Origin of the sequence: Streptomyces sp. NPDC058864 (genome assembly GCF_042742985.1) — a bacterium.
Lineage (GTDB): Bacteria > Actinomycetota > Actinomycetes > Streptomycetales > Streptomycetaceae > Actinacidiphila.
The window spans coordinates 1-14220 of sequence record NZ_JBHYMQ010000118.1 but is presented as its reverse complement, the minus strand read 5'-3'; the positions used below and the strand labels follow the sequence as shown (position 1 = coordinate 14220).

At 75.1% G+C, this 14220-nt stretch carries 11 protein-coding genes; 8 read left to right on the top strand and 3 right to left on the bottom strand.

From position 1 onward, the window contains the following. Window positions 1–231: 231 nt before the first annotated feature. Entirely contained in the window at window positions 232–849 is a 618-nt protein-coding gene (locus tag ACFW3D_RS40675) for an ATP-binding protein (protein ID WP_500513423.1), read from the top strand. An 80-nt stretch (window positions 850–929) separates the two neighbouring features. Next, on the top strand, window positions 930–1454 hold the full coding sequence (locus ACFW3D_RS40670; RefSeq protein ID WP_500513421.1) for a hypothetical protein: 525 nt from the start codon (window positions 930–932) through the stop codon (window positions 1452–1454). 60 nt (window positions 1455–1514) lie between these two features. On the opposite strand, the gene ACFW3D_RS40665 is transcribed toward ACFW3D_RS40670, so the two are convergent. Beyond that, window positions 1515–2792, bottom strand: a complete 1278-nt coding sequence (locus ACFW3D_RS40665; protein ID WP_500513419.1) for an MFS transporter — start codon at window positions 2790–2792, stop codon at window positions 1515–1517. Window positions 2793–2953: 161 nt separating this feature from the next. On the opposite strand from ACFW3D_RS40665, the gene ACFW3D_RS40660 reads away from it, so the two are divergent. Beyond that, entirely contained in the window at window positions 2954–3712 is a 759-nt protein-coding gene (locus ACFW3D_RS40660) for a hypothetical protein (protein WP_500513417.1), read from the top strand. Window positions 3713–3772: 60 nt separating this feature from the next. Here ACFW3D_RS40660 and ACFW3D_RS40655 read toward each other — a convergent pair whose 3' ends face one another. Continuing rightward, a complete protein-coding gene (locus ACFW3D_RS40655) occupies window positions 3773–4606 on the bottom strand; it encodes a class II fructose-bisphosphate aldolase (RefSeq protein WP_500513415.1) in 834 nt (277 codons plus the stop codon). A 131-nt stretch (window positions 4607–4737) separates the two neighbouring features. On the opposite strand from ACFW3D_RS40655, the gene ACFW3D_RS40650 reads away from it, so the two are divergent. Together ACFW3D_RS40650 and ACFW3D_RS40645 are read left to right on the top strand one after the other, a co-directional pair. Further along, on the top strand, window positions 4738–5526 hold the full coding sequence (locus ACFW3D_RS40650; protein WP_500513413.1) for a DeoR/GlpR family DNA-binding transcription regulator: 789 nt from the start codon (window positions 4738–4740) through the stop codon (window positions 5524–5526). Window positions 5527–5695: 169 nt separating this feature from the next. Continuing rightward, window positions 5696–6637: an SIS domain-containing protein gene (locus tag ACFW3D_RS40645; RefSeq protein ID WP_500513411.1), complete on the top strand. Its 942-nt coding sequence runs from the start codon at window positions 5696–5698 to the stop codon at window positions 6635–6637. 83 nt (window positions 6638–6720) lie between these two features. Here the strand turns inward: ACFW3D_RS40645 and ACFW3D_RS40640 are convergent, their stop codons facing one another. After that, the gene (locus ACFW3D_RS40640) at window positions 6721–7713 is read right to left on the bottom strand and encodes a ricin-type beta-trefoil lectin domain protein (RefSeq protein ID WP_500513409.1); all 993 of its coding nucleotides are present in this window, start codon (window positions 7711–7713) and stop codon (window positions 6721–6723) included. A 172-nt stretch (window positions 7714–7885) separates the two neighbouring features. Between ACFW3D_RS40640 and ACFW3D_RS40635 the strand changes: the two genes are divergently transcribed. The 3 genes from ACFW3D_RS40635 to ACFW3D_RS40625 are packed head-to-tail and all read left to right on the top strand — an operon-like array spanning window position 7886 to window position 14149. Next, window positions 7886–8479, top strand: a complete 594-nt coding sequence (locus ACFW3D_RS40635) for a sigma-70 family RNA polymerase sigma factor (protein ID WP_500513407.1) — start codon at window positions 7886–7888, stop codon at window positions 8477–8479. After that, window positions 8476–9633 (top strand): hypothetical protein, encoded by a 1158-nt coding sequence (locus ACFW3D_RS40630; protein ID WP_500513405.1) that lies wholly within the window; start codon window positions 8476–8478, stop codon window positions 9631–9633. The genes ACFW3D_RS40635 and ACFW3D_RS40630 overlap by 4 nt, the downstream gene beginning before the upstream one ends. Window positions 9634–9652: 19 nt before the next feature. After that, complete coding sequence (locus ACFW3D_RS40625) at window positions 9653–14149, top strand: FtsK/SpoIIIE domain-containing protein (RefSeq protein ID WP_500513403.1); 4497 nt, start codon at window positions 9653–9655, stop codon at window positions 14147–14149. The last annotated feature ends 71 nt before the right edge of the window (window positions 14150–14220 follow it).

The window sequence follows — 14220 nt, the reverse complement described above, 5'->3', positions numbered from 1 at the left end:
GGACATCGTCGGGGCGGTGCTCTACCTGGAGCAGGCCCCCTTCGTGACGGGTGTGACCCTTCCCGTGGACGGCGGCCAGACCGCCGGCCGCTGACGTGCCGTGACCCCCTCCGTGATGGGAGGCAGGGCCTTCCACCACGGAGGAGGCCGGTCATGGCGTGCGCGCCGTTCCCGGGCGCACCATCGAGGCCAGGTCCTGACCCCTCCCTCCCGCACCCCACCGAGGTCCCCATGACGCCCCACGCGCCGGCCCTGCCGACCGGCTGCCCCGTCCGGGACGGCCTGGGCCGAGTCCTGGACGTCCTGTCCGCGGCCCCCTGCCCCCGGCGGCTCCGCCACGTGCAGGCTTCCGGAGGCGTCCTGCGCTTCCCCGTCCCGCACGACCCCCGCGAACTGGGCACCCTGCGCCGGCGGGTGCGCCGCGCCCTGGACCTGTCACAGGTCCCGGCGGGGGCGGCGGACGACGCCGTCCTGGTCGTCTCCGAACTGGTCACCAACGCCGTCACGCACGGCACGTCCCCCGCCGAGCTGTGCCTCGTCCCGGGGGAGGATCGCCGAGGTCTGCGCATCGTGGTCACCGACGCGGGGCCCGCCGCGTGCGGCGACGGGGAGTGCGTGCCGCCGGACGAACACGGGCGGGGCCTGCCGATCGTCGCCGCTCTCGCGTCCGACCACGGCATGACCGTCCGGCACGGCGCGACCACCTGCTGGGCCGAACTGCCCCTGGACCGCCCCTGTCTGCCTCGCGCGGGCGGCGGCCCGGCGCTCAACGTCGCGGCGGTGGCGGCCTGCGCGGTGTTCCTGCTGGTCGCGGTCCTCGCGGCGGGCTGCCTGCTGCGGCTCGGCTGACCCGGGGAAGGGGGCAGCCCCCGGACTGGCTCCGGTGCCTCACCGTCCGGGCCGGCCAGGCCGTTCGGCATGATGCCCCGATGGCTCTCGAACTCCTCCCACCCGTCGGCGTCGGCCGACTGCGGATCGGGATGGAACGGCGAGCCGCCGCCGACGCCCCGGCCTCCTTCCGCGACCCGGCCGCCCTCTCGGAGCCCGACCGGCCCGGGCAGCATGTGTTCCGGCCGAGCGGGTTGATGATCGGCGTTGACTGCCTGGGCGGTGAACTCCAGGCGGTGGAGCTGGGCAGACCGCACACCCCGGCGGATCGCGTGCTGTTCCGGGGCCTGGACGTGTTCGCCCTCCCGGCTCGGGAGGTCGTCCGGCGGATGCGCGAGCACGCCACGATCGAGGAGGACCCCGACGAGCCCGCCTCGTTCGTCGCCTCCGACCTGCTGCTGAGCTTCTGGCGCCCCTTCGCGGCGGACGACGAGCCGGGGGAGCGGCAGGGCCACTACTTCAGCACGGTGCTCCTGGCCAGGCCGGGCTACTACGACACTCCCGCCCAGGCGGCCGAGAGATCCCGCACGTCGGCCGGTCAGCCGCCGTCGCCGCCCGGCTTTTGAGCGCCGCGTACGAGTTCCGCGTACGCGACGGCGTCCCGGCGGCCGCGGGCGCCGCGGGGTTCAGGACGAGGGGGAGGGGCTGCCGCTCGCGTCCCGGTTCCCACCGGGGGCCGGGGCCGTGGCCCCGGGTCGCAGGAGGGCCGACCGTACGGCGGGAAGCGTCAGGACGACGGCCACCGCGGCCAGTTGCCAGACCGCGCCGAAACCCAGCACCCCCGCGGTGCCGAACAGGACGGAGAGCGGACCGGCCGCGGCGAGGCCCACCGGTCCGAGCGCGAAGGCACCGAACGCGCCGTACGCGCTGACCCGGGCGAGCGCTCCGGGCGGCACCTGCGACTGGGTGACCGTCGAGTAGAGGGTGCCGCACACGGCCGAGCCGGCACCGGCCGCCAGCGCGGCGGCGCAGATCCACGGCAGCGGCAGCCCGGTGGCGAGGGCGGCCGACGGCATCGCCCAGCCAGCGGTGGCCGCCGTGCCCACGAGCAGCGGGCGGCGGGGCCGTCGCCCCAGCATCGCCATGCCGCCGGCGACCGCTCCCGCCCCGTACAGCGCCATGACCAGGCCCCACGAGGCCGGCCCGCCGAGGTCCCGCTGGGCGACCAGCGGCCCGAGAACGAGGAACGGCGCCCATACGAGGAGGTTGAACAGGCAGACGTGGACCGAGGTGACCCACAGCCAGGTCCGGGAGCGGAACTCCGCCCAGCCCTCGCGCAGTTCCGCCACGAAGGACGGGGCGGCGCCGGCGGCCCGGACGGTCCGCGGCAGCAGGAGCAGCGCGAAGACGCTCACCCCGTAACTGACGGCGTCGACCGCGAGGACCGCGGAAGCGCCCGCGGCCGCAGTGAGGACGCCGGCGAGCGCCGGGCCCGCGATGGAGGCCGCCGACCGGGCCACGCCGAGCAGCGCGTTGCCGTCGGCGAGCGCGTCGCCCCGCACGATGCGCGGGACGAGCGCGTCGAGGGCCGGGGTGAACAGGGCCTCGGCCGCGCCCCAGACGACGACCAGCGCGATCAGGGTGGCCATGTGCGGATCGCCGCCCAGGAGGGCGAGGGCGAGGCCGGCCTGGGTGAGGCAGCGTAGGGCGTCCGCCGCGAGCATGACCTGCCGGCTGCCCCAGCGGTCGGTGAGGACGCCGCCCGCGAGCAGCACCAGCACCAGCGGCAGGATCCGGGCCGCCAGGACCAGGCCGAGCTCGGTGCCACCGCCACCGGTCTCCAGGACCGCGAAGGCCAGTGCGACGGACGCCATCGACGATCCGAACAGCGAGGTGGCGTAGCCGAGGAAGAAGCGACGGAAGTCGCGTTCCCGCAGGACCGCGGGGCGGAGATCGAGTGCCATGGGCGGCAGCGTGCAGGGGGCGCGTGGCGACACGCCAGGCCCGCGAAAAAAATTATTGAGTCGGGTCGAATCAACTTATGATGGCTGCGGTTCACGACACAGGGCCATTTACTGCGGTCGATCCCGAACCGCGGGTCGAACGAGGGAGGGGCGGGCGCCGCATGACCCAGCCGGTGGAGTACGCCGTGGCCGTCGACCGTTTCCTCGCCGCCTCCGGACTGGGCACGGGGTCGCGGCGGGTCTACCGGATCGCACTGGCCACCTGGGCCTGGGGGCTCGTCGACCGCCCCCCGCCCGTCGGCGGGGGGCGCCGCAACGCGGAACCCCCGGCGGTCCCGCTGGCCCTGCTCGACGCACCGGGCACCTCGGGACGGCTCCGTGACGCCTTCGCGGCACGGTCCGCGGCGGTCGGCGCCCGCACCGCCAACCGCGAACTGTCCGTCCTCTGCAGTGCCGTGACATGGTGGCGCGCGGAGGGCTGGCTGTCCGGCGACCCCACGGACGGCCTGCGGGCACTGCCCGTACCGAAGGCACGCCGGGTCGGGTCCGGACCCGGGGCCGACCAGGTGCGCGAGATCCTGCGGCTGGCGGCACCGCTGCGGGAACAGGCCTTCTGGCATCTGCTGCACGAGACGGGGGCACCCATCGAGCGGCTCCTCGCGCTCGACGTCGACGACCTCGACCTGCCCGGCGGCCGTACCCGCGGGCGCGCGGGGGTGCCGCTGCGCTGGGGGGACGGATCGGCCCGGCTGCTGCCGCTGCTCGTGCTCGGGCGCATCGACGGGCCGCTGTTCCGCACCGGCCGCGGGCGCCTGTCCTACCGGCGCGCGGCGGAGCTGTTCACCGCCGCCACACGCCCGCTCGACCCGGGCGGGCGCGGCTGGACGCTGCGGCAGCTCCGGGCGGCGGGCCGGAGCTGACAGGCGGCATCCGCCGGGCCGCCGCCCGCCCGCCGCCGCCCGCCCGTCAGCCGTCCGCCGTCAGCCGAGGACGCGCAGGGCGCCCTCCACTGCCGCGGCCATCCGCGTGCGCGCGGAGGACAGGTAACGGCGGGGGTCGACGGTGGCGGAGTCCGCCGCGAGGAAGTCGCGTACCGCACCGGTGAAGGCGATGTTCAGCGCCGTGCCGATGTTGATCTTGACCATGCCCCCGGCGACGGCCCGGCGCAGTTCCTCGTCGGGTACGCCGGTGGAGCCGTGCAGGACCAGCGGGACGGACACCGCACCGCGGAGGCGGGCGATCAGCGCGTGGTCGAGCCGGGCCGTGCGGGTCGTCATGGCGTGCGAGCTGCCGACCGCCACGGCGAGGGCGTCGATCCCGGTGGCGGCCACGAAGCCGGCGGCCTCGGCGGGGTCGGTACGGGCGCCGGGAGCGTGCACGCCGTCCTTGCCGCCTATCTCGCCGAGTTCCGCCTCCAGCCACAGACCGCGGTCGTGCGCCCAGTTCGCGGCGGCGCGGGTGGCGGCGACGTTGCGGTCGTGGGGGAGCGCGGACGCGTCGAACATCACGGAGCCGAAGCCGCAGTCGGCGGCGCGGCGCAGCAGGTCCTCGTCGGTGACGTGGTCGAGGTGGAGACCCACCGGGACCGCGGCGGACTCGGCGACCGCGGCGGTCGCGAGGGCGATCGGGGCGAGTGAACCGCCGTGGAAGCGGACCGCGTTCTCGCTGATCTGGCAGACCACGGGCCGCCCCGCGGCCTCCGCGCCGGCGACGACCGCCTCCGCGTGCTCCAGGGTGATGACGTTGAAGGCGCCTATCCCGCGTCCGTCGGCGTGCGCCGCGCGGACGAGTTCGGCGGTGGGGACCAGCGGCATGACGCGGCGACCTCTCGATGGGATGATGTTGCGCGAACGTGATGATTCAGCCCGGTGAAGCCGCAGAAACGTACGCGGCCGCGCATGGACGCGACGCCGGGCCCGCACAGCCGACGACAGGGGACGAGGAGATGGCGGGACCACAGGCCCGATGGAGCGCGCTGCTGGAGATGCTGACCCGGGACGGGAGCGTCGAGGTAGAACCGGCCGCCGCCGAACTGGCGGTCTCCGCCGCGACGATCCGGCGCGACCTGGACGAACTGGCCCGGCAGAACATGGTCACCCGCACCCACGGCGGCGCGGTGATCAACGCCATCGCCTACGACCTGCCGCTGCGCTACAAGGCCGCCCGCAACGCACCGGAGAAGGAGCGTATCGCCCGGGCGGCGGCGGCCCTGGTGAAGCCGGGCGCGGTGGTGGGACTCAACGGCGGCACCACGACCACCGAGGTCGCCCGGGCCCTGGCCGCGCGGGCCGACCTCGCCGACAGCGGGGCAGAGACCGCGCTCACGGTCGTCACCAACGCGCTGAACATCGCGGGGGAACTGGCCGTCCGGCGGCACGTGAAGCTGGTGGTGACCGGCGGCGTCGCGCGCCCGGCCTCGTACGAGCTGATCGGGCCGCTGGCCGCGGAACTGCTCGCGCAGCTCACCCTCGACCTGGTCTTCCTCGGCGTGGACGCGCTCGACGTGGCCCATGGCGCGGCGGCCCGGCACGAGGGCGAGGCCAGCATCAACCGGGCGCTCGCCCGGCGCGCCGAGCGGGTCGTGGTGGTGGCCGACGCGTCCAAGCTGGGGAAGCGGGCCTTCGCGCGGATCTGCCCGGTGGAGGACGTCGACGTCCTGGTGACGGACGGGAACGCCCCGGCCGCTCTCGTGGAGCCCTTCACTGCCGTCGGCGTGGAGGTCGTCCGCGCCTGACCTGGCCTGCCGTCGCACGGGCCACCGCCCCCCTTCCGCCGTCCCGCTGCCTCATCACGCAGCATGCAATTTTCTGCAGGAAAATTGCTAGAGTCGAGCAACTTCACACATGATGCTCGAGCGGGCGTGCTCGATGTCAAGGGCCGCCGGAGAGGGACGGAGTCCATCGATGAGCCGGAGTGAGACGCGGAACGCGGACCGGAGCAGGACCGAGACCGAGACGGCGACCCAGCCGGACTGCTGGCGTCGCGCCATCGCGCTCGCGGGCGACGGGGACGCGCCCTGGCGGGCCGCGATGCCGCGGCCCGGCGAGCGGGTGGCGGTCGTGGGCTGTGGCACCTCGTGGTTCATGGCGCACGCCTACGCGGTGCTCCGCGAGAGGGCCGGCCAGGGCGAGACGGACGCCTTCGCCGCCTCGGAGACGCCGGCCGGCCGGACCTACGACCGGGTGGTCGCCCTCACCCGTTCCGGCACGACGACCGAGGTGCTCGAGGTGCTGGCCCGGCTGCGCGGCACCACCCCCACCGTGGCCGTCACCGCCGATCCCGCCACCCCCGTCATGGAACTGGCCGACGCGGCGGTGGTACTGGACTTCGCCGACGAGACCTCGGTCGTCCAGACCCGCTTCGCCACCACCGAACTGGTCCTGCTGCGCGCCCTGCTGGGGGAGGACCTCACCGGCCTGCCCGCCCAGGCGGAGGCGGCGCTCGCCGGGCCGCTGCCCGAAGGACTTCTGGAGACCGAGCAGTTCACCTTCCTCGGCCGCGGTTGGGCTTACGGCGTCGCACAGGAGGCGGCGCTCAAGATGCGTGAGGCGGCCGGGGCCTGGACGGAGGCGTACCCGGTCATGGAGTACCGGCACGGCCCGATCAGCGTCACCGGTCCGGGCCGGGTGGCGTGGTGGTTCGGCGACCCCGCGGAACTTCCGGCGGGGCTGGAGGGGGAGATCGCGCGCACCGGCGGCCGGCTGGTCGCCCTGGGGCGCGACCCGCTCGCCGACCTGATCGTCGTCCAGCGGCTGGCCGCCGCGCTCGGCACGGCACGCGGCCTCGACCCGGACGCGCCGCGGCACCTCACGCGGTCGGTGGTCCTCGCGGACGACCGGGGCTGACGGCCGGGGCGGCGCCCGTACGCCGGAACGGCGATGCCGTCCCCGCCCCGGGGAGGGGCGGGGACGGCATCACGCGAGAACCGTCAGGCCTTGGCCCACTTCTGGTTCGCCGTCCCGTAGCACGTCCACAGCTGGAGCGGGGTGCCGCTGGACGTGCCCTTGTCGAGCACGTCGACGCACTTGTCCTTGACGGTCAGGTCGTTCGAGGTGTTGAGCCTGAACTGCTGGGCCCAGCCGCCGTTGCAGCGGGCCAGCTGTATGACCGCACCGTTCGTGAACGAGGCGCCGGCCAGGTCCATGCACATCCCGAAGGAGCGGACGGTCCCGTCGGAGCGGAAGTCCCACTTCTGCCAGGCGCCGCCGTCGCAGTCCTGGATCTGCAGCCGGGCGCCGTCGCGACCGGTGCTGTTCTTCGCGCCGCTGACCGCGATGCAGCGGCCGCTCTGCACGCTGCGGATCCGCACGCCGGGCACGGTGGCCGTCTGCTGGGTCTTGCTGGGCGTCGGCTGGCCGGCCGACGTACCGGAACCGGAGCCGGAGCCCGACGAGCCGCCGGAGCTTGCGGAGCCACCGGAACCGCCGGAACCACCGGTGGCGGAACCGCCGCCGGTCGCGCTGCCGCCGCCGGAGCTGCTTCCGCCACCGGAGCCGCCGGTGCCCACGGCCGGCAGACCGCCGCCGCCGGTGCCGGCGCCGCCCGCCGAACCGCCGCCGTTCGACCCGCCCTGCGACCCGGAGGCCGGCGGGACGTTGCCGCCCGCGGCGGGCGAGGCCTTGGTGCCGTTCGTGCCGGGCGACGCCGGCAGGACGCCGCTCTGCAACGTGCTGGGCTCGGCCACCGCCACCGGGTCGCCCTTGCCGCCCTTGTCGGGCAGCACGTCAATTCGCGCCATCAGCGGCACGACCAGCACCGCGCAGCCGATGACGGCCGACGTGGTCGCCAGCACGCTCCACGCCCGCCGGTCCGGCAGCAGCCGCCGGTGCGGCAGGGAGGGGCGTCGGGCGAAGGTGTCCGCGAAACGGGGCTTCGCCCCGTCGAGAACCTCGGGGTCCCGTGGATCGGGATGGGGAGGCACGTGGTCTCCTGTCGGCTCGGGAATCTGCGCGGAAGCGTAGGGCGCGCGTCCGCCCATCGATTTCGGCAAGGTGAACAATAGTTTAAGATTTCACCAAGTGTGACAGTGAATGATCGAATATGCGCCAACACTGTGGTCAGAGCATCTCGTTCAGCAGCTTAATCTTTACGCCATGTGTGTGAACGAGTCCGACTGTCGTGACGGCGGGGCGGACGTCCTCGCCGGGCACGACACCGGCGACGCCGACGGACACAGCGCTGTCGCCAGCCTGATCATCGCCGAGCGCGACAGCCTGCGGAGGTTCGTCACGGGCCTCATGGGCCGCGACGTGCACGCCGCGGAGGACGTGCTCCAGGAGACCCTGTTGCGCGCCCTGCAGCGTGCCGGACGGCTGGACGTGCACGAGCGGCCGGTCCGCATGTGGCTCTTCCGGGTCGCCCGCAACCTCGTGGTGGACCACCGCCGCCGTGACCGCACCGTGCCCGTCGGCATCACCGCCGCGGACTTCGCGGGCACCGCGCTCGAGCACGCCGGAGACCACGCCGGCCTCGTCGAGGACCGTTCCGTGCTGCTCGCAGCGCTGAGCGCCCTCCCGCCCGCCCACCGCGAGGCGGTCGTCCGGGTGCACGTCATGGACCAGACCGGGGCCGACGCCGCCGCAGAGATGGGCGTCCCGCGGGGCACCGTCAAGTCCCGCACCCACCACGGAGTGCGGGCCCTGCGGGCCGAACTCGCCCGCCGCGGCGTGGACGGAGTGGCCGCGTGAACGCCCCCGCCGGCTGGACCCGGCTCATCGGACTCATCGGCCTGCTGATCCTCGTCGTCGTCCTGGCGCACTGGATCGTCCGCCGCAAGGGCGGCTGGGGCGCACTGCGCCGCCGCGTCGCCCGCGAACTGACGACGGCCGCCCGTGCCTTCGCCACGCCCGTACGCACGGAGCTGCGGCACCGCCGCGGCCTGCGGGTGCTCGGCCGCCTGCTCCGCGACTCCGCCGGCTGGACGGACGCCGCGACCGCGCTGCGCCGCGCCGCCGCCGAACGCCCCGACGCCCGGCCGTACGCGGCGCTCCTCGGCACCGACGTCGTCGGCGTCTACTCCGCCCACGGCCACGGCGAGGGCGCGCTGCCCGAACCTTGGGCCCGCGACGCGGCCGAACCGCGCCTGTGGTGGATCAGCCGCTCCGACCTCGGCACCGCCGCGGAGACCGGGCACGGAGGCGAGGCCCCCGTACTCGTCTGCCTCGGCAGGGCCGGTGCCGACGCGGTGCTGCTCGACCTGACGGCCGTCCCCCCGGCGGTCTCCGTCACCGGTGAGCGGCGTACCGCCCGCGCGGTCCTCCAGGCCCTCGCCGCCCAGCTCGACGCCCGCCTCCCCGCCGGCCGCGTCGTGGTCGGTGCCGGGGTGCACCCCCGGCACGACGGCCCCGCCGACGTCTTCGAACGCCCCGGCAGCGGCTACGCCGTGAGCGCCGAGGCACCGGAACGCAACCGGCCGGCCGGCATGCGCCTGCTCACCCTGGGCGTCGCCCACCACAGCACCCTGATCATCGAGGCGAACCGGGACGGTCACCTGCGCCTGCACGGCGGTCCGCCCGCCCTCACGGTCGACGCGCTGCCCCTGGCCCGCGTCGTCTCCCGGCTGGTGCACACCCTGCCGCCCGTCCCCGGGGACGACGACGGCGCAGTCCCCAACCCGCCCAAGGCGCTCCGCACCCCGTCCGCCGACGACGACCTCGTCGAGACGGGGCTCCCGCCCACCGCGATGGCCGTCTCCGCGACCGCCCCCCGCCCCCAGCCCGCCCCGGCCCCCGCCGCCCCCGCCGCCGCAGAACCCGGCGACGAGGACGGCGACCTCGCCGAGCCGACCGCATTCGGACCGGCGGGCGTCTCCGCCGCCACCGCACGCTCCTCGTCCTCGTGACGCCCGAACTGGGAAGACCGTGAACCTCACCATCACCACCGTGGACGGCGCGGACGGCGCGCGCCGCGACCACCTCGTAGGGCTGCCCGCACGCACCACCGTCGCGGACCTCTCGGAGGCCGTGGACGGGGCGCGAAGCCGCGACCTCTACCTCGACGGCCGCCGGCTCGACCCCGACGCGCCCGTCGACGCGGCGGGACTGCGCGAAGGCGGCGTCCTGGGCCTCGGCGCCCCCGGCAGGGACCCCGACCGGGTCCGCGTCGGCGCCGGGACCGACGCCGGACCGGTGCTCGCCGAGGTCCACGTGGTCTCCGGACCGCAGGCCGGGCGTACCTGGCGGCTCGGGTTCGGCAGCCACGAGGCCGGCTCCGGACCGCTCTGCGCGATCCGTCTCGAGGGCGACGGCGTCCCCGAGGGCGGCCTGTGGGTGACGGTCGGCGCCGACGGCTCCGCCCACTGGCACCGCACCGGCACCGCGCCCGGTGACGACGTGCGCGGCCGGGTCGCCGCGCCCCCGCCGGACGACGCGGTCACCGCCCTGCGCCGCACCCGCCCCCACCGGATCACCACCGAGCGCACCGCCGCCCAGGGACAGCCGGTGCCGTGGCCGCCCGGTGACGACCTGACCGTCGGCTCCGTCCTGCTGAGGATGAGCGCGCCGGTCGAGGCGGACGCCGCCGTGACCGAGTCCGCGGACGGCTTCGGCATCGACTACAACCGCCCGCCGCGGATCGCCCCGCACCTGGACGGCGAGCGGGTCCGGCTGCCCTCGCCGCCCACACCGCCGGCCAAGCGGCCCTTCCCCGCGTCCATGATGATCGCCCCGGTGATCATGGGCTTCTTCATGGTCGCCATCTTCAAGTCGTACTACTTCCTCGCCTTCATCCTGCTCGGCCCGATGATGATGGTCTCCAACTGGGTGACCGGCCGCCGCACGGCCCGCAAGGAGTACGAGGAGGCGGACCGGCAGTACAACCGGCGCCGGACCGTGGTCGAGGACGGCGTCCGCGAGGCCGTCGGCCGCGAGCGCCGGGTACGCCACGTCACCGGCCCCGACCCCGCCGCCGTCGCCCTGATGGCCACCGGACCGGGCAGCCGGCTCTGGGAGCGGCGCCGCCACGACCCCGACCACCTCGTCCTGCGGCTGGGCACCGCCGACCAGCCCTCGCTGCGTGAACTCGAGGACCCCGCCCGCGACGAGAACCACCGCACCATCCGCTGGAACATCCCCGACGCCCCGGTCGGCATGGATCTCAGCGGCCACGGCGTGGTCGGCGTGGCCGGCCCCGCGGCCGAGGTTCAGCCGCTCGCCCGCTGGATGGCCGTGCAGGCGGCGGTGCTGCACAGCCCCCGCGACCTGCGGATCGTGCTGCTCACCGAGCCCAGCCGCGCCGACGAATGGGCCTGGGTGCGCTGGCTGCCGCACGTGCGGCCCGCCGCGCCCGGCGGCCCGCTCGTCCTGATCGGCAACGACCCCGAGTCGACCGCGGCCCGCGTGTCGGAACTGGTCGCGCAGATCCAGGTGCGCAAGCGGGCCACGAGTTCCGACCGCAACGGCGCCCTCATCGGCCCCGACCTCCTGGTGATCGCCGACGGCGCCCGGCGGCTGCGCGACGTACCCGGCATGGTCCAGGTCCTCACCGAGGGCCCGGCCGTACGCGTCTTCAGCCTGTGCCTCGACGAGCAGGAGCGGCTGCTGCCCGAGGAGAGCACCGGAGTGGTGCTCGCCGCGGCAGGCCGGCTCACCGTCAAGCGCCCCGGCACGCCCGACGTCCCGGCGGTCCGCGCCGACCAGGTCACGCCCGAGTGGTGCGAGCAGGTCGCCCGCGCCGTGGCGCCGGTCCGAGACGTCAGCCCCGAGCACGACGCGGGACTCCCGCAGCGCGTGAAGCTGCTGGACCTGCTGAACCAGGAACCGCCCAGCGCCGAGAAGATCCTGGCGGGCTGGCGGTCCCGGCCCTCCGCGACCTCCTTCGTGCTCGGCAGCGGCTTCGAGGGCCCCTTCTCCCTCGACCTCGTCCAGGACGGCCCGCACGGACTGGTCGCCGGCACCACCGGCTCCGGCAAGTCCGAGCTGCTGCAGACCTTCGTCGCCTCCCTCGCCGCCGCCAACCGGCCCGACGAGCTGACCTTCGTCCTCGTCGACTACAAGGGCGGCAGCGCCTTCAAGGAGTGCGCGAACCTGCCGCACACCCTGGGCATGGTCACCGACCTCGACGCGCACCTGGTCGAGCGCGCCCTGGAGTCGCTGGGCGCCGAGCTGATGCGCCGTGAACACGTCCTGGCGGCGACCAACGCCAAGGACCTCCCCGAGTACCAGGCCAAGCGCGCCGCCGACCCCACGCTCGCGCCGCTTCCGCGGCTCCTGCTGGTCATCGACGAGTTCGCCACCCTGGTGCGCGAGGTGCCCGACTTCGTGCCGGGACTCATCAGCATCGCCCAGCGCGGCCGGTCGCTCGGCATCCACCTGGTCCTGGCCACCCAGCGTCCGGCCGGTGTCGTGACCGCCGACATCCGCGCCAACACCAACCTCCGGATCGCGCTGCGGGTCACCGACCAGTCCGAGAGCCAGGACGTCATCGACGTCAACGACGCCGTCGACATCTCCGTCACCACCCCCGGCCGTGCCCTGGTGCGGCGCGGCCCGAAGTCCGCCGAGCCCTTCCAGACCGCGTGGGTCGGCGCCGAGCGGCCGCGGCCGAAGAGCGAGGCGGAGACCGAGGCCGAGAGCGGCGCCCGCAAGCCCGTCGTGGCGTCGGAACTGTCCTGGGACGCACTCGGACGGGCCGCGGCCCCGGCCGCGTCCGAAGTCGTCCTCACCCAGAGCGCCCAGGCGCCCGCGCCCACCGACCTCCAGGTCCTCGTGGACGAGATCCGCGGGGCCGTGGACCAACTCGAGGACTACACCCCGCAGCCCAGCCCCTGGCTGCCCGCGCTGGAACGCCGGGTCCTGCTCGACGACCTCGAGGCGATGAACCCCGTCCGCGAGGGACGCCTGCTCGTCCCGTACGCCCTGGAGGACGTGCCGCAGCTGCAGCAGCGCCACGTGGCCGCGGCCGACCTCAGCAGCTTCGGCCACCTGTACGTCATCGGTGCGCCCCGTTCCGGCCGAACCCAGGTGCTGCGCACCCTGGCCGGCTCCGCCGCCCGCCACCTGAGCACCGCCGACGTGCACTTCTACGGCATCGACGCGGCCGGCGGCGGCCTGGCCGCGCTCACCACGCTCCCGCACTGCGGCGCCGTCGTCCCCCGCCACGACACCGAGCGGCTGGAACGGCTGCTGCGCCGCCTCAACCAGGAACTCGTCAACCGCCAGGAGCTGGCGCAGCGGCACAGCGCCACGGGTATCGACGAGCTGCGCAAGGTGCTTCCGAAGGCCGAACGCCCGGCGCACATCCTGCTGCTGGTCGACGGCTGGGACGCCCTGTCGGCCATGCTCGACGAGCACGAGTACAGCCACATGTACCAGGACATGGTCCGCCTGGTCCGCGAAGGCGCCGGCGCCGGCATCCACTTCATCGGCACCTCCGAACGTTCCCTGCTCAGCGGCCGCATGGCGGCCCACAACGACCACCGGCTGCTCCTGCGGCCCGGCGACCGCTCCGACGTCCAGGCCGTCGGCATGAAGCCCGGCAAGCTGCCCGCGGACATCCCGCCCGGTCGCGGCTGGCACGTCCTGACCGGCACCGAGACCCAGGTCGCGCTGCTCGCCCCGGGCGGCGGCACCGAGCAGGTCGAGGCGCTGCGCAAGATCGGGGCCGCGGCGCTCAAGCGCGACGCGCGGGTGCCGCAGGAGCGGCGCCCCTTCACGGTGGCCTCGCTGCCGCGGTCGGCGGAGTTCGCCGACGTCTACGACAAGGTGCCCGCCGGGCAGCGGCGGCCCCTGTGGGGCCTGCTGGGCATCGGCGGCGACGGGGGAGAGCCGGTCGGCGTCGACCTCGCGGGCGCGTCCGCGGTGTTCGGCGTCATCGGCCCCACGGGCTCCGGGCGCAGCAACACACTGGCCTCGCTGGCGGTCTCGCTGCTCGCCGGCGGTACCTCGCTGGTCGTCCTCACCCCGCGCGAGTCCCCGCTGCGCGGACTCAGCCGGCACACCACGGTCCGCGTCATCACCGACACCGAGCCGACCGAGGAGGCGGTGCGCTCCGCGCTCGCCGCGCTGCCCGGTCCCCGGGTGGTGATGGTCGACGACGCAGACCTGCTGGCGATGTCCGGCGCGGACAAGCTCCTCAAGGAGATCACGGTGTCCGGCCGCGACCAGGGCCTCGGCCTCGTCTACGCCGCGACCGCCGACGGTGTCCAGGGCGGCATGAGCGGCTGGATGTCCAGCGCCCGCAAGGCCCGCCGCGGTCTGCTGCTCGGGCCGAAGAGCACCACCGAGGGAGACCTGATCGGCGTACGGCTGCCGCACGCCGTCACCCGGGTGGCACCCCATGCGGGCCGCGGCTGGACCGCGGGACCGGGCAACGAGGTGATGGCACTCCAGGTGCCGCTGACCCCGCTCCGCACGGAGTGACGACCGTGGGGGGGGGGCGCGCCCCCGGGGCGGGGCGCGGCGCGGCCCCCCGCCCGGCAACAGCCCGCCCG